We start from the raw sequence: 15,019 nt of genomic DNA, 5'->3' as shown, positions 1-15,019 counted from the left end.
CGGTACGTTTCCCACCCTCAAGTTTGCTCAAGAGGATTCTCATGAGGAATGTAATATCCCCAACAGTCTCAGCCCGATTGGAGTCCGGATTCTATCCCGTTTCAGACCAAACTGAACAGTAAAAACTACTCACTATGAGGGTTTTCAATAAAGATTCGATAGAGAACATTTTCAGTTGAACAAACTTGACGCACATGCCACAAACAACTGCTATTGATAACCAATTGATACCTTAATCAGAGCAAAAAACAGGGCAACCCTGAGGTTGCCCTGTTGAAAGACCAATTAAATCTGACAAGGTTGGCGATTTATTAGCCACCTATCAGTTCAAACCAACTAGCATCCATCAGTCATGTTTCGTCTCACCCACCGCAGCCAAACGCGCCTCTTTTGAAGAATGCTTGGTGAAGTAGCGCATCACCAGCACGAAGAACAACGGCACAAAGAAGATGGCCAGGACGGTAGCACTGATCATCCCCCCCATCACGCCGGTACCGATGGCGTTACGGCTGCTGGCGCCGGCGCCGGTACTGATCACTAGCGGCAATACGCCGAGAATGAAGGCAAGGGAGGTCATCAGTATGGGGCGCAGACGCAGACGCGCCGCCTCCACCACTGCCTCACCAAGCCCCATCCCCTTGTCATAGAGTTCCTTGGCGAACTCGACGATCAGGATGGCATTCTTGGCCGACAGGCCGATGGTTGTGAGCAGGCCCACCTGGAAGTAGACGTCGTTCTCCAGCCCGCGCAGGGTCGCCGCCAGAATGGCACCCAGTACCCCGAGCGGCACCACCAGCATGACTGAGAAGGGGATGCTCCAGCTCTCATAGAGGGCCGCGAGACAGAGGAACACCACCAGCAATGATATGGCATAGAGCGCAGGGGCCTGCGAACCAGCCTGGCGCTCCTGGAAGGAGAGCCCGGTCCACTCGATACCCACCCCTTCTGGCAGCTGTTTCACCATCTGCTCGATAGCCGCCATGGCATCACCGGTACTCTTACCGGGCGCGGCTTCACCGACGATCTCCATGGCCGGCACACCGTTGTAACGCTCCAGGCGCGGCGAGCCAAAACTCCACTCGGTAGTAGCGAAGGCGGAAAAAGGCACCATCTGGCCGGCGCTGTTGCGCACATACCACAGCTTGAGATCTTCCGGATTCATCCTGAAGGGGGCATCGGCCTGCATATAGACCTTCTTAATCCGACCACGATCCACGAAGTCGTTCACATAAGATGAGCCCCAGGCCGTTGACAGGGCGCTGTTGATATCCGAAATGGAGAGCCCCTGCGCCAATGCCTTCTCATAGTCGAGCTTGATATCGAGTTGGGGGGTATCCTCCATCCCGTTCGGGCGTACCCGCACCAAGTTCGGATCCTGCGCCGCCATGCCGAGCAGCTGATTACGCGCCGCCATCAGCTTGTCGTGGCCCAGTCCCGCACGATCCTGCAAATAGAAATCAAAACCGGTGGCCGTTCCAAGCTCCGGGATCGACGGCAGGTTGAAGGCAAAAACTTGTGCCTCCTTGATGCTGAACAGATAACCCATGGCACGGCCAATGATGGCATTAGCGCTGCGATCCGGGCTCTCCCGCTCGCTCCAGTCCTTGAGCTTGATAAAGGCCATGCCCGCATTCTGACCGCTACCGGCGAAGCTGAAGCCCGCCACTGTCAGTACCGACTCCACATTCTCCTTCTCATTCTCGAGAAAATAATCGCGCATCTGGGCCAACACCACCTCAGTACGCTGCTTGGTCGCACCGACCGGCAGTTGCACCATGGACATGACGACCCCCTGATCCTCCTCAGGCAGGAAGGAGGTGGGCATCCGCATAAACAGCACACCCAGCACTACCAGCATGGCGCCATAGATGAGGCTGTAGCGTACGCCCTGCTTGATCACTTTGCGTACCCCGTTCTGATAGCGGCTGGCACTGGCATCAAAGGCCCGGTTGAACCAGCCGAAGAAGCCGCGCTGGGCCGCAAACTCGCCATGTTTCAGCGGCTTGAGCAGGGTGGCACACAGAGCTGGCGTCAGGATCAGGGCCACCAGCACCGAGAGCACCATGGCCGAAACGATGGTGAGCGAGAACTGGCGATAGATGGCACCGGTCGACCCTCCGAAGAATGCCATGGGCACGAACACCGCCGACAGCACCAGAGCAATCCCCACCAGGGCGCCGGTGATCTGATCCATCGACTTGCGGGTCGCCTCAAGCGGGGAGAGATCCTCCTCGCTCATCAGGCGTTCCACGTTCTCCACCACCACGATGGCGTCATCCACCAAGAGGCCGATGGCCAGCACCATGCCGAACATGGTCAGGGTGTTGATGGAGAAACCGAAGGCCGCCATCACGCCGAAGGTGCCGAGCAGCACCACGGGCACGGCGATAGTCGGGATCAGGGTGGCGCGGAAGTTCTGCAGGAACAGATACATGACGCAGAACACCAGGATGATCGCTTCGATCAGGGTCTGCACCACCTCCTCGATGGAGATCTTCACAAACGGCGTGGTGTCGTAGGGATAGACGATCTCCATGTTGGCCGGGAAGTACTCGGAGAGCTCATCCAGTTTGGCCTGCACCTTCTCGGCGGTATCCAGCGCGTTGGCACCGGTCGCCAGCTTGATGGCAATGGCGGCGGTCGGCTGACCGTTGTAGAGTGCGTCGGCATCATAGCTCTCACCCGCCAACTCGACCCGTGCCACATCTTTCAGACGAACTTTGGAGCCATCCTGATTCACCCGCAGCAGAATGTTGTTGAACTGCTCTGGGGTAGAGAGACGGGTCTGCCCCATGATGGTAGCGGTGAACTGCTGATCCTTGACCGCAGGGGTGCCCCCCAGCTGGCCAAAGGCCACCTGGGCGTTTTGCGCCTTGATGGCGGCCTGCACGTCCCCCGGGGTCATCTGTACCCGGTTGAGCTTGTGCGGGTCGAGCCAGACTCGCATGGAGTATTGGCTACCGAACAGGGTGATCTCGCCCACACCGTCCAGACGGCTCAGGGGCTCCTTGATGTTGGAGACCACATAATCCGCCAGATCGTCGTTGTTCATGCTGCCATCGCTGGAGATGAACGCCGCCACCATCAGGAAGCTGCTGGAGGTCTTCTGGACCCGGATCCCCTGCTGCTGCACCTCTTGCGGCAACAGCGACATCGCCTGCTGCAGCTTGTTCTGCACCTGCACCTGGGCGATATCGGGATCGGTACCCGGCTGGAACGTCAGGGTCACCGACACCCGGCCAGCGGAGTCAGACTGGGAGGACATGTAGAGCAGGTGATCCAGCCCTGTCATGTTCTGTTCAATGATCTGGGTCACCGAGTCTTCCACCGTTTTGGCAGAAGCGCCGGGGTAACTGGCGGAGATGCTCACCGCGGGCGGAGCTATGCTCGGGTACTGGGCCACCGGCAACTTGATGATGGCCAGGCTGCCCGCCAGCATGATCACCAGCGCAATCACCCAGGCAAAAATGGGTCTGTCTATAAAAAATCGAGCCATGAAGTGACTACTCCATCCTACTTGTTGGCCGGAGTCTGGGCGGCAGACACAGTGGCCGCCTGCTCAGTCGGGTTGACCTCGGCACCCGGACGCACTTTCTGCAGACCGGCGACGATCACCTTCTCACCTGATTTGAGGCCGGACTCCACCACCCAGTTGCTGCCGACGACCCGGCTCAGCTGGACATTGCGCAGCTCGACCTTGTTGTCGGCTGTTACCACCAGCACGGTCGCGCCGCCATTGGGGGTACGGCTAACGGCAGTCTGCGGCACCAGCAGCCCCTGAGCCCGCTCACCCTCTTGCAAGGTGGCGCGCATGAACATACCGGGCAGCAGCAACTGGTGAGGATTGGGCACTATGACCCTCAGAGTCACCATGCCGGTGCTCTCGTCCACGGTCACATCGGAGAACTGCAGTGAACCTGCTTCTCCGTAACTGGAGCCATCCTCCAGCTGGAAGTTCACCCTGGCTCCCTTCTGCTCGTCCTGGGTCAACTTGCCCTCGGCCACCAGCCGCTTGAGGCGCAGCAGATCGGCGGTGGACTGGCGCACGTCCACATACATGGGGTCGAGCTGCTGGATGGTGGTGAGTGCACTGGCCTGCTGGGCAGTCACCAGGGCCCCTTCGGTCACCGCAGACTTGCCGATGCGGCCGCTGATGGGCGCCGTGATCCGGGTGTAGCCCAGATTGATCTCGGCGGTGCGCAGGGCTGCCTTGCTCGCCATGATCTCGGCTTGGGCCTGCTTCCAGCTGGCATCGGCGTCATCATAATCCTGACGGCTGATGGACTTGACCTTGAGCAGCTCCTGATAACGTTTGGCCTTGAGGCGGGCGCTGCGCTCATTGGCCTCGGCCTTGGCCAGATTGGCCTTGGCGCTGGCGACTTCCGCCTGGTAGATGGCCGGATCGATCTGATAAAGGAGATCGCCCGCCTTCACGTCGCTTCCTTCGGTAAAGAGACGCTTGAGCAGGATACCGCTCACCTGGGGGCGAACTTCGGCGATGCGCAGCGCTGCGCTGCGGCCGGTCAATTCTGTGGTCAGTTGCAGCGGCCCGCTTTGCAGCGTGACGACATCGACCGCTGCCGGAGGCATGCCCCCCTGCCCTTGCGGCATCCCGTCCTTGTCACCACAACCTGCCAGCAGGCCCGTTGCCAGCAAGGCAAGGCCCACCGAACGAGCAAGAATATGTTTATGCATGAAACACCTTAATCTCAGCCAGTCAATGAACAGGCAGGGCCAGACGGCCCCGTTGGAAAAAAATCGGAAGATGAGGCAATATACATACATTCATAAATGTATGTAAGTGGCTTTTTGCTTATATCGAGGTGCATCACCCCATGGCCAGACGAACCAAAGAAGAGGCGCAGCAGACCCGTTGCCATATCATGAAGACCGCACTGGCGCTCTTCTGTGCCCAGGGATTGGCCAGAACCAGCCTGACCGATATCGCCAAGGCCGCCGGGCTGACTCGCGGTGCCATCTACTGGCACTTCAAGAACAAGGAAGAGCTTTTCTTCTCACTGTGGAAAGAGCTGTGCGAGCCGCTCTCCCACCAACTTGATGCCTGCATCTCCGAGCAGGAGCCCGACCCCCTGGGCAAACTGCGAACTTTTCTCAAAGGGGTCCTTGTCCGTATCACCACGGATCCGGCTCACCAACAGATGTTCACCATACTGTTCAATCTGGAATCGCTCGATGGCGAGACGCTCTCTTTGCGCGAACACATCCGCAGCGAGTCGGGCAACTTCTTTCAGGATCTGGAGACGGCCCTCACCAATGCCATCCGCAAGGGGCAATTGCCGGCGACCCTGGATCTGAAGCGGGCCGCCACTCTGGTGCACTGCACCCTGGATGGCTACATAGTCAACTGGCTGCACTTTCCGGCCAGAATTGACCTTATAAAGGAAGCGGACTTCCTGCTCGACAGTATCTTCGCCATGTTGCAGCTGGTTGACGGCCCGGCCAGCACCCGCCCATAACCTTCCCCTGACGCCACAACCTTTGGCTGGTCACAGCCAAGTTTGCTAGAGTATGCCCCCCTTTGTTGGAGGTCCCTCAGTGTCACACCCCGTCAGCCCCTTGTCGGCGCCACACTCTGCCCAAGTGCAGACGGTGTGCACCCACTTTCTCGCCGCCCTGCCCAAACAGGCTCATCTGCTCAACGCCAATTGCGGCAGCGGCGAAGATCTGGCGCATTTTCGCCAACTGGGCCATGTGGTGACCGCCTGCGAGCCCAGACTGGTACAAGCCAAGCTCGCCTCGCAACAAACCGGACAAGCGGTACGCGTCTGTCATATCGAGCAGATACATTCAGTGCTGCCCTATGACGGCATCTGGATCAGTGGCCAGTTTGGCCACCATGTTTCCACCCTTACCACCCAATTGCAGCGATTGGCAAGCCTGCTCAAACCGGGGGCTCTGCTGGGCATCCGTTTGCCACAAGATGATATGACCCAAGCAAGAGACAGGATTCAGCTGGTTATCGAGCAAACAAGCCTGCCATTAGTACCGACTCACTGTCAGCCCCCCTCTGCTATAGGGCAACCGCAACCCCTTCTCTACCTGCAGCGGATCCCGCAACCCATTCCCTAACGAATTAATTCATCACATATTTCCGGCAACTGAGTCCAAAGGGTTCCACTCGGTGTTTGTGGTGATTTACAATATTTAACTCGGAGATTTAACGAAATAGGCAGACATAGCACGGATTTAATGTTAAAAAAACACGATTAATATAGAAATTAAATAACAAACCAGACAATACATATTCAGGCGGATTTTATTATGAAACTTGTCCTCAAACTCATTGCTGGCATCCTTGCCGGCCTCTTGCTCGGTCTTTACGCCCCTGAGTGGGTGGCGCGCGTGCTGTTCACGGCCAAGACAGTCATAGGCCAGCTGATCACCTTCACCATCCCGCTCATCATCCTGTTCTTCATCATGAGCGGCATCGCCAGCCTGCCGAAAAACTCCGGCAAGCTGCTGGGCAAGACGGTTGCCCTCTCCTACGGCTCTACCATACTCGCGGGTCTGTTCGCCTTCACCGTGGCCAGCCACCTGATCCCGCAGCTGACCAGCGCCGCCGAGCCTACGGCAGAAACCGCTACCGAGCTCGCCTCCTACCTCAATCTGGAGATCCCGCCATTTTTCGGGGTGATGTCCGCTCTAGTCGCCGCCTTTGTGTTCGGCATCGGTATCAGTGCTACCCAGGCCACCGACCTGCGTAAAGTAGTCGATCAGGGCCGAGACATCATCGACCGCCTGCTGGCCAAGGTGATCATCCCGCTGCTGCCCATCTACATCGCCGGTGTTTTCGCCGAAATGACCGTAGTCGGCACTGTGTTCGCCACCCTGAAGACCTTTGGCGTGGTGCTGGTGATGGCCATCCTGATGCACTGGATCTGGCTCTCCGTACTCTTCATCGGTACCGGTCTGGCCCTTGGCCGCTCACCGCTCACCCTCATCAAGAACATGCTGCCCGCCTACTTCACAGCCCTGGGCACCATGTCCAGCGCGGCCACCATCCCGGTCGCCCTGCGCTCAAGCAAGAACAACGGGGTGAGCGAGGGGATCGCCAACTTCACCGTGCCTCTGTGCGCCACCATTCACCTGAGCGGCTCCACCATCACCCTGGTGACCTGCGCCACCGCCGTGATGTTCCTCTCCGAGCATCTGGCCATCCCGGGCTATGGCACCATGCTGCCTTTCATCATGATGCTGGGGGTGATCATGATCGCCGCACCGGGCGCACCGGGGGGGGCCGTGATGTCGGCTCTGGGCCTGCTCACCTCCATGCTCGGCTTTAGTGAGGCCTCCGTCGCCCTGATGATCGCCCTCTACCTGGCGCAAGACAGCTTCGGCACCGCCTGCAACGTGACCGGCGATGGCGTCATCGCCCTGTGGGCCGACCGTTTCGCCAATGGCAATGAAGCCACCGGGGTGACTCGCCAATCTGAAGCCGCGTAAGCAAGCGGCGAAAATCCCGACATGCCCCCACGGGCCCAAACTTCGGTTTGGGCCCGTGTTGTTTCTCCCTCTTCATGCATCTCTCTTCCCTCTTCGCAAAGACGTCATCCATGACTCAATCCGACAAAATAATTGGCATATGCTAATTACAGGCGTATAAATGGCATATGCCAATTAGGAGCCACCATGCCAAGACCCAAGATTGCCCGCCAGATCTGTGGCCGCCCCGCCAACAGCTGCTTCAAACCCAATGGCCGCCCCATGCACCAGCTGGAGCAAGTCGCCCTGGCGGCCGATGAATTCGAGGCCCTGCGACTGGTCGACCTGCAGGGGATGCAGCAGCAGGAGGCCGCGCAGGTGATGGGCGTCTCCCGCCAGACCCTGGCCAATATCCTGAAAAAAGGCCGTTACAAGGTGGTGGAATGTCTGAGCCTGGGCAAGGCGCTGATGATGCAGCCTGCCGAACCCGGCCACGAAACCAGTGGAGAAGATCGTGATGAACCATGAAACAACCCCCGGCAACAGTGCCATCATGCTGAGCCAGGGCCTGCTGGCCGGCCATTTCAGCCGTGCCGAACAGTTGCAAATCCTGGGCCCTGATGAAGCCGTACTGACTACGCTGGCCAATCCGGCGGCCACGGCCGGATGCGGCGGCAAACAGGCGCTGCTGGCGACGCTGGCCGAACATGGCGTCGACCAGGTGATGGTACGCAACATCGGCCAGCAGATGCTGGGCCGCCTGCTGGCTGCCGGCATCCGGGTCATGCAGTGTCGCTCGGGCCGTTTACCCCTGCCTGCACTGCTGGCCTCCGCCAACTTGATACCGCTGACAGAGGCAAGTCAGGGCCGTCCGTCACGACACCATCAAGGTGCACCATCCATCCACGGGATCCGTCCCGCCGGCCAACAGTCGGGGACACACGCCTGCCGGCGAAATAGCGGGGCGGCACATGGCCATTGCCGCAATACTCAAAACAAGGGCCGGGGCGTTGATCACCCCTGCTGCCACCACAGGGAGGAGAAATCATGTCAATCTGGCTGTTGAGCCTGCTCGCCTCATTTGTCCTTATCGTCGCCATGGGCACCATCATCTGGTGGCGTCAGTACAAGCTGGCACAAAAGCGGGGGGATAAAGAGGTACGCCCTTGCGGCTGCTCGAGCGCCTGCGCGGATCACCTGCATCAGATAAGCGAACCGCCGCCCAAACCCTGATGTCCCCAAAGGTTATCGGGCAACCGGCACAGGCCGTATAGAGAAAGGAGAAGGGGGCACCTGACAGTGCCCCCTTTCATCATGCCGGATTGGCCCGCTCTACCGTTTTTCCGAGCGTGAAGGCCGGATCCTGATACTGCTGATGGATGGCAAGAAAGGCCGCTTTGTTGTGCAGCGCCGCCGCGACGCAAGCGGGGTCAAACTGACTGCCGGCATACTCTTCCAGATAATGAAAGGCCGTGTCGAAATCCCAGGGCTCCTTGTAGGGGCGCCTGCTGGTAAGAGCATCAAACACGTCGGCCACCGTCACTATCCGTGCGGCCAGCGGGATGTCCTCGCCGCTCAGCCCATAGGGATAGCCCGTGCCATCGAAGCGCTCATGATGATGGGTGATGATGTGCTTCAACATGTCGATGTGATGAATGCCATCGAGGCCGAACTCCTTGATCATCAGCGCTATCATCTCCTCCCCCTTGAGGGTGTGGGTCTGCATGACAGCAAACTCCTCCGGTGTCAGCTTGCCCGGCTTGAGCAAGATGGCATCGGGCACCGCAATCTTGCCGATGTCGTGCAGCTCCGAAAAGAGATGAATGAACTCCACCTCTTCATCGTTAAGACCATGGCTCGGGGCCAGGGTCCTGGCGATCAGGCGGGCATAGGCCGACATCCGCCGCAGGTGGTTGGCCGTCTCCTCATCCCGGTAACGGCTGAACTCCCGCGCCGTGGTCAGGGCCCCGTTCAGGGTCTGAATGGAGAAAAACTCCACCGCTATGATGGCCGCCAGCATCTGGGCATAAGCTGCCAGCTCGTTACACAGGGGAACACTGAAATAATCCGGCTCCCTGGCATCGCAGAACAGAAAGCCGAACAGCCTGTCATTGAACAGCAGCGGTTCGGTATAGCTGGAGGCATACCCCGCCTCCAGCAGCTTGCGGCTGTGCTCCGCGGGGGAGCCTTTTAAGGATGCCAGGGTATCGAGCACGCGCGATTGCTGATGAGTGGCCAGATAATTCAGGGAGGGCACGTCGCTCAACTTGATCTCGTACTGCATCAGGGGAGAGGGGCCGTCGGTGCTGTGGCTGAATGTCTTGAGCTGATCCGTATGCTGATCGTAGATCGCAATGGCCACCCGGCTCAGCTTGTCAAAACGCTGGCGCAGGGTGGCGTGCATACTCTGCATGCGATCACCAAATGAGTTGTCCATTCCTTCCCCCATCCCTTTATCTGCTGGAAGTATAGTGAATCTACTCTACTCTCCCGGCTCAAATAACATATGGCTCAACAAGATATCTGTGCCACCGGGTCGTCACGGAGAACGCGCACCGCGCCGTTATCACCCCGGATGACAGAGATAGTTCCGCTCCAGTGTGTCAGCTGTATAGTTTTTGGTTAGCCATTTAGGTAAAATCCGCGCCCTTGAAGTAAAGCCACCTAAGAGTGATTGAGCGATGTCCAACACAAAACAGGCCCCCAAAGTAGGATTCGTCTCCTTGGGTTGACCCAAAGCAACAAGACCAATCCATGGCTAATACTGTCAGTAAGGCTTGTGCTGGCGGGCTCCCATCACTGTACCGATGCCGGAGTTGCAAGCTGTAGTACTGACATGTTGCTCAACACAGGATCATATATTCCGTTACCTAGGATGTGTTCGTCCGTTCAACCATCAGGATACGCCCGAACTCGCTCAGGCTGTGCTCGACCTCCTCAGCCGCATCGAGCATGGGATCCTGACTGAACGCCTAGGCTAGGATGTTATGTTGGGTTTACCGATATTAAAGAGGTGCTTAATGACGTCCGTCTCTATGGAGACTCATAAGGCGATAAAAACGCTAATTGGCGCCGGTTATAATCCAAAGAAGCTGAGGCTACGTTGGCATTACTTTACGAGGATGAGCTACAAATAAGTCCACCAATACAGCAAACCGCGAGAAAGACCCGAATGCCCTCCATCATGTCAGAGACTTGTTCACTTTCTTAGCTCCTGAGGTATCGGCCATTGCTGCTTAAAATCCATAAATTCGGCAACAAACGAAACCATAATGCTCTTAACAAATTCATCATATACGGATTGATTGATAGTGACATGTACGAATGACTCCACTCTCAAAGAATCTCCTACTGCGGCTAGGAAATCCGCATCTTGAAAGGTTAGTGTCACTGTGCCACTTTTTTGATTCTGGCTCAGAACGATCTGCTGATTGGACATTTTCCACCTCGAAATGATGCTTATATGCAGTGTCATTATATGCGTGTACTCACAGCCGTGTACAGCACGCCGTATAACGTAGACCATAGATCCTCTAGTGAGGAGATAAAATGGATTCTGACGAGTTTGAGCTGGCGATGCTCGCAACTGCATTCGGTAAAAATGTACGAGAGCTGCGGTCTGCACGAGGTATGCAACAGGAAAAACTAGCACTAATTGCTGGTATAGACCGTGGTCATATGGGAAAAATCGAACGTGGGGAAACTAGGGTAACCCTGGAAAAAGTTTATCAGATCGCCAAGGCCCTAGGGGTCTCGCCTGCATCATTGCTGCCATAACCATAGCTGTTGCTCTAACCAAATGGCCTGCCAATAAACTCGAACATGCCAAACACCTAACCTTATAACTGCATACAAACCACCCAAGTCTGGTCTGGTCTGGTCTGGTCTGGTCTGGTACAGTTTCAGCCAGTGCCAGGCGAAACCACATTCGTTGTCATCAGAAGCATCGTCCAGATGGCCAACTAGAAACCGGCAGGTTTCTCAATCCCCTCATTGTTGACCACAACAAAACCATTGAAAACAATAACCCTGAGCTTGGGGGCATTCTGAAAATATCGATGATACTGAGGTTGGTGTACTCAGACTCGACTGCACAGGCATTACACAGCGTATCGAGCGCTGAAATTAATTTAGCTCGACCGGTATGAATCGCTACACCGCATCGTACAGCATCATCCAATCTGCCATCTCAAGCCCTATCCATATCACCAAAAAATGTATTCTGGCTCATAGTTAGCCAGTTCTGAGTGTGCAGCCAAGCTGGGCTGACTAACATTTCGTTTTAATCATATACACAACCCCGTAGTTCTCATTTCTACTCTGCCACCAGTACAGCGACAAATAACTATGGGGAACGATCCTACCGGCTGAAATAGATAGGACTGCAACGCAGAGCCAAACGGCGTTGGAGCACTCTTGCATCCTAGGTCACATATTTTCATGTCAGATACAATCATAGGTAGAGACATTGTGCGGTCACCTTCGTTTTACCATTTACAACGCGGGCAGACAGCCCACTTTTTGCTTGATATAAAGAGGGTTCAAGCAAGCAGGCGTTGTGATTCTCTATAATCTAAGAGATTTTGTTGTAAAAATAGAAAGTCACATGCAAATCAATAACTTATTACTATATGATTTGTTGACATTTTTTTAGCTAACCATATGTTTTTATGATGCTTTTGTTTTTACAACAAAATGTCCTTCCAACTTAGCCCCTTACACCATAATTACAACAAATCAGAGAAATACAGTCATAGTTTTTCCGATTCAGGAATTAAAGAATATAGCTAAGTGTCTAATTTTAATTGATTATTCATCACTGTTGTAAACTTCATGTATTGTTGTTTAATGCTGATTGCAACCTAATCAATCTTTGCTTCATTGCCAATTTTAAAAATCATGAAATCCCTCGTAAAACTCACAAAAAACCAAAAAAGACATTGATATATAAGAAATTTCAAATAAGTCAAAAGCTATTTTTCGATAATTTTCGTTTTGGTGTGGCGATTGATGTTTGCAGCACTATAATGAACAAAAAGACCAGTTGTTGTATTTTTATGGAGTGGCAATTATGAGCATTAGGCAGTTGAGAGAACGGATCATTCAAGGCATTGAGAGTAGCGACAAAACTGAAAGTGCGCGTTATAGGCACCATCAGACAGCACTCAACATGTTACTGAAAACATCAATTGTGCAGTCCGAGGATGAGCTGGAAACTGCACTGTTAGAAAATCTCAGTGAAACAATAGAAAAGCTGAAAATGACCTTGGCACGTCAGAGCAGGAGTGATACGCGAGGCCCACTGACACGAGTGCGTCGGTTGGCAGAGTTCTACGCTCAAATAAACAACATAGATTTCAGCAAAATGACTTTTTGTGAGGCTCTGGCAGCAGCAGTTCAGAGGAAATACGGTGAGCGTCTCTGGCTCGATGAGGTCACTCCTAAGACGCAGAATAATATTAAGAAAAGCTTCATTACATACAGAGAAGTAGCACGTGAAATTATCAACGCGTCATTATCTAACTGCCCAGAGGCATGGCCAATTCTGAAAAGTAGCCCACAAGCGATTGGCAGCGCAACAAAAGTTTTGCGCGATTATATGATGGGTACATCACACCCTGCCGAGCGAGTACCTGACGTTCGCATCAATTTCATTGAAAGTTATTTCAATTTACCAAAAAACTTGTTGTTAGATAAAATTCATAGAAAAGTTGACCATCAACGCAGAGGAAAAAATCGGTCAGATCTTGATCTGTCGGCTATCAATCGCAGCACATTCATTAGCTCGTCACTGAATCCAAATCTACAGAAGGTTTATGATGAGTATTGTGAGTATAAAATAAATAAAAAACAACCAGCGATAGTAAACATTTCTGACGAGCTTAGGTCAGATCGACGCTATGAGATACGAGCAAAAGTCAATGAAAAAAACAGAAGAAACAATGAATGGACAATCAACGCGAAGGGCGAATGCGGCTCTGCTATCGCATTTAAAAGTCAGCTACTTTCATTTCAACATTTTTGTCATACTGAATTAGCTATTGATTACATGTCTGTTAGCAGTTATCACTTGACAATACCTGAGATTATGCAGGCTATGGCTGAATATTCGGAAGGACTGCAAACGGGTACAAGCCAATTCTCTAGAGTGCTAAATTTTGTAAAACGAGGGTCGGATTCGAAGGGCTACCTAAGGTTTTGTGCCGATCGTGGTAACAGAACAATCGAGGAGTTTTTTAAAGACCTAGATTTTATTATCGAGGAATATCCTAATTGGTTTAAGATGGCAGAGAAAGGCATCAACAGTCGCGGCCAAGCGGGCAAGAAAGGGAAACTGAACATTCAATTCTTACTCAACATACCTGCGTCAGATCGCCGAAATGCGGTTTATAGGGCCAGCCAGTGGTTATTCGATAAAGCAAAAGTATACAAGACCAATGCTGAGCAAAAAAATTTACTTTCGAATAACACAGACGATAAAAAACTAGAGCTGGCGCATAGAAAAAGTGCAGCATCTCAGATTGGCCGTGCGTTGCAGTATTTTAGAGCAGGACTGATACAAACAATCAGTTTTTATCAATCTCCACGCAGCGCAAACTGGACTGAATTGAAATTTTACCCTAATGCGACATCACAGAACAAAAACTATGCAAGTATAACATATCATCGTCAGCGTAACCGATTCCAACTATATATCCCATGTTTTGGTACATCGATGGTTAGTGACGATAACACAAAGTACAGATATCTTAAAAACGCAAATGCAAAAAATAGCGTGGATGTTGATGTTGAGTTACCAGAACAGCTTACCCCGCTGATCAAAGAGTATTTGAACATAAGGCGCAGCTATATTGAGTTTGATCTCATGACCTTTGCGGGCGTTCAGTCAATTGACGATATTGATATCTTTTTCCCTTGGCGTAGCATTCGACAAAGCCAAGTAAACAACGAGGAAAACCTTAAAATAAGAAGTAAATATATAGAAATATCATCAAAACTGTCAGATAATTTCATATCACTGACATATCAGGCCTATCTGATGACGATGCCTCATGATAAACAACATGGTATCAACATTCATGCGTTAAGACACCTTGTTGCAGAAACGCATCTCGAGGAACATCCTGGTGATTTTATTGGTGCAGCAGCGAAGCTCAATGATGACGTGGAGCAAATAATTAAGACCTACGGTGATAAGGATAGAGCTAAAGCGATGCGCAGAGTATCTGACAATGAAACGCTGGACTTCTCATTTACGTTATAATAAGCAGTAGAGAATATTTATACAGTTCTAGTTATCACCTGACACCGACCTAAAATCGGTGTCTTGTTTACGCTACTTTCGTGCGCCCTTCCTTTGGTATCAATATCAGAGCCTTCCACCGTACTGCATCCATCCCCCCTCCCTGATTACCAGCCCGCTCCTACGCACCCTCTAAAGCTCAATGAGCTCACCTGGGGAGTGGTCATACATCTAAATCCAATTGGAACTTGACGAAGTTCAAAACAATCAAATGTAAGTGTATGATTTTTCATGAAAGTGTTGTAACTACTGATGTAGTTAAAGCATCCAATT

Annotated in this window: 12 protein-coding genes; 8 read left to right on the top strand and 4 right to left on the bottom strand. The window is 53.2% G+C overall.

Annotation, left to right across the window (positions count from 1 at the left end):
* Nucleotides 1-346 precede the first annotated feature (346 nt).
* Nucleotides 347-3,496, bottom strand: coding sequence for an efflux RND transporter permease subunit (locus BN1123_RS00785; RefSeq protein ID WP_042024878.1), 3,150 nt, complete (start codon nucleotides 3,494-3,496; stop codon nucleotides 347-349).
* A gap of 17 nt (nucleotides 3,497-3,513) precedes the next feature.
* On the bottom strand, nucleotides 3,514-4,695 hold the full coding sequence (locus tag BN1123_RS00780; protein WP_042024877.1) for an efflux RND transporter periplasmic adaptor subunit: 1,182 nt from the start codon (nucleotides 4,693-4,695) through the stop codon (nucleotides 3,514-3,516).
* A 140-nt stretch (nucleotides 4,696-4,835) separates the two neighbouring features.
* Here BN1123_RS00780 and BN1123_RS00775 point away from each other — a divergent pair, with 140 nt between their 5' ends.
* The 6 genes from BN1123_RS00775 to BN1123_RS00745 all read left to right on the top strand — a co-directional run bounded on the left by BN1123_RS00775 (nucleotide 4,836) and on the right by BN1123_RS00745 (nucleotide 8,676).
* On the top strand, nucleotides 4,836-5,477 hold the full coding sequence (locus BN1123_RS00775) for a TetR family transcriptional regulator (RefSeq protein ID WP_042024876.1): 642 nt from the start codon (nucleotides 4,836-4,838) through the stop codon (nucleotides 5,475-5,477).
* 79 nt (nucleotides 5,478-5,556) lie between these two features.
* The gene (locus BN1123_RS21180) at nucleotides 5,557-6,090 is read left to right on the top strand and encodes a class I SAM-dependent methyltransferase (protein ID WP_156130266.1); all 534 of its coding nucleotides are present in this window, start codon (nucleotides 5,557-5,559) and stop codon (nucleotides 6,088-6,090) included.
* Between the two features lie 192 nt (nucleotides 6,091-6,282).
* Complete coding sequence (locus tag BN1123_RS00760; protein ID WP_042024873.1) at nucleotides 6,283-7,464, top strand: dicarboxylate/amino acid:cation symporter; 1,182 nt, start codon at nucleotides 6,283-6,285, stop codon at nucleotides 7,462-7,464.
* Between the two features lie 186 nt (nucleotides 7,465-7,650).
* Nucleotides 7,651-7,971 carry a DUF134 domain-containing protein gene (locus tag BN1123_RS00755; RefSeq protein WP_042024872.1) on the top strand — a complete coding sequence of 107 codons (321 nt, stop codon included), beginning with the start codon at nucleotides 7,651-7,653 and terminating at the stop codon, nucleotides 7,969-7,971.
* A complete protein-coding gene (locus BN1123_RS00750) occupies nucleotides 7,961-8,509 on the top strand; it encodes a NifB/NifX family molybdenum-iron cluster-binding protein (protein WP_082037436.1) in 549 nt (182 codons plus the stop codon). Before BN1123_RS00755 ends, BN1123_RS00750 begins: the two co-directional genes overlap by 11 nt.
* Nucleotides 8,491-8,676 (top strand): hypothetical protein, encoded by a 186-nt coding sequence (locus tag BN1123_RS00745; RefSeq protein ID WP_026457974.1) that lies wholly within the window; start codon nucleotides 8,491-8,493, stop codon nucleotides 8,674-8,676. The genes BN1123_RS00750 and BN1123_RS00745 overlap by 19 nt, the downstream gene beginning before the upstream one ends.
* 79 nt (nucleotides 8,677-8,755) lie before the next feature.
* On the opposite strand, the gene BN1123_RS00740 is transcribed toward BN1123_RS00745, so the two are convergent.
* Together BN1123_RS00740 and BN1123_RS00735 are read right to left on the bottom strand one after the other, a co-directional pair.
* Nucleotides 8,756-9,880: an HD domain-containing phosphohydrolase gene (locus tag BN1123_RS00740; protein ID WP_042024871.1), complete on the bottom strand. Its 1,125-nt coding sequence runs from the start codon at nucleotides 9,878-9,880 to the stop codon at nucleotides 8,756-8,758.
* A gap of 762 nt (nucleotides 9,881-10,642) precedes the next feature.
* Nucleotides 10,643-10,882: a hypothetical protein gene (locus tag BN1123_RS00735; RefSeq protein ID WP_042024897.1), complete on the bottom strand. Its 240-nt coding sequence runs from the start codon at nucleotides 10,880-10,882 to the stop codon at nucleotides 10,643-10,645.
* Between the two features lie 110 nt (nucleotides 10,883-10,992).
* Between BN1123_RS00735 and BN1123_RS00730 the strand changes: the two genes are divergently transcribed.
* Both BN1123_RS00730 and BN1123_RS00725 read left to right on the top strand, forming a co-directional pair.
* The gene (locus tag BN1123_RS00730; RefSeq protein ID WP_080768707.1) at nucleotides 10,993-11,220 is read left to right on the top strand and encodes a helix-turn-helix domain-containing protein; all 228 of its coding nucleotides are present in this window, start codon (nucleotides 10,993-10,995) and stop codon (nucleotides 11,218-11,220) included.
* Between the two features lie 1,237 nt (nucleotides 11,221-12,457).
* Complete coding sequence (locus BN1123_RS00725) at nucleotides 12,458-14,707, top strand: hypothetical protein (protein WP_139459913.1); 2,250 nt, start codon at nucleotides 12,458-12,460, stop codon at nucleotides 14,705-14,707.
* The last annotated feature ends 312 nt before the right edge of the window (nucleotides 14,708-15,019 follow it).

Origin of the sequence: Aeromonas enteropelogenes (assembly GCF_000819845.1) — a bacterium.
In the GTDB taxonomy this organism is placed as follows: Bacteria; Pseudomonadota; Gammaproteobacteria; order Enterobacterales; family Aeromonadaceae; genus Aeromonas; species Aeromonas enteropelogenes.
The sequence above is the reverse complement of the archived record's forward strand: the minus strand, read 5'-3'. Positions and strand labels throughout refer to the sequence as shown.

Coding starts and splice junctions, on each gene's coding strand:
- BN1123_RS00785 (WP_042024878.1), bottom strand. CDS start 3,496: ATGGCTCGATTTTTTATAGACAGACCCATTTTTGCCTGGGTGATTGCG.
- BN1123_RS00740 (WP_042024871.1), bottom strand. CDS start 9,880: ATGGACAACTCATTTGGTGATCGCATGCAGAGTATGCACGCCACCCTG.
- BN1123_RS00760 (WP_042024873.1), top strand. CDS start 6,283: ATGAAACTTGTCCTCAAACTCATTGCTGGCATCCTTGCCGGCCTCTTG.
- BN1123_RS00730 (WP_080768707.1), top strand. CDS start 10,993: ATGGATTCTGACGAGTTTGAGCTGGCGATGCTCGCAACTGCATTCGGT.
- BN1123_RS00735 (WP_042024897.1), bottom strand. CDS start 10,882: ATGTCCAATCAGCAGATCGTTCTGAGCCAGAATCAAAAAAGTGGCACA.
- BN1123_RS00780 (WP_042024877.1), bottom strand. CDS start 4,695: ATGCATAAACATATTCTTGCTCGTTCGGTGGGCCTTGCCTTGCTGGCA.
- BN1123_RS00750 (WP_082037436.1), top strand. CDS start 7,961: ATGAACCATGAAACAACCCCCGGCAACAGTGCCATCATGCTGAGCCAG.
- BN1123_RS00775 (WP_042024876.1), top strand. CDS start 4,836: ATGGCCAGACGAACCAAAGAAGAGGCGCAGCAGACCCGTTGCCATATC.
- BN1123_RS00745 (WP_026457974.1), top strand. CDS start 8,491: ATGTCAATCTGGCTGTTGAGCCTGCTCGCCTCATTTGTCCTTATCGTC.
- BN1123_RS00755 (WP_042024872.1), top strand. CDS start 7,651: ATGCCAAGACCCAAGATTGCCCGCCAGATCTGTGGCCGCCCCGCCAAC.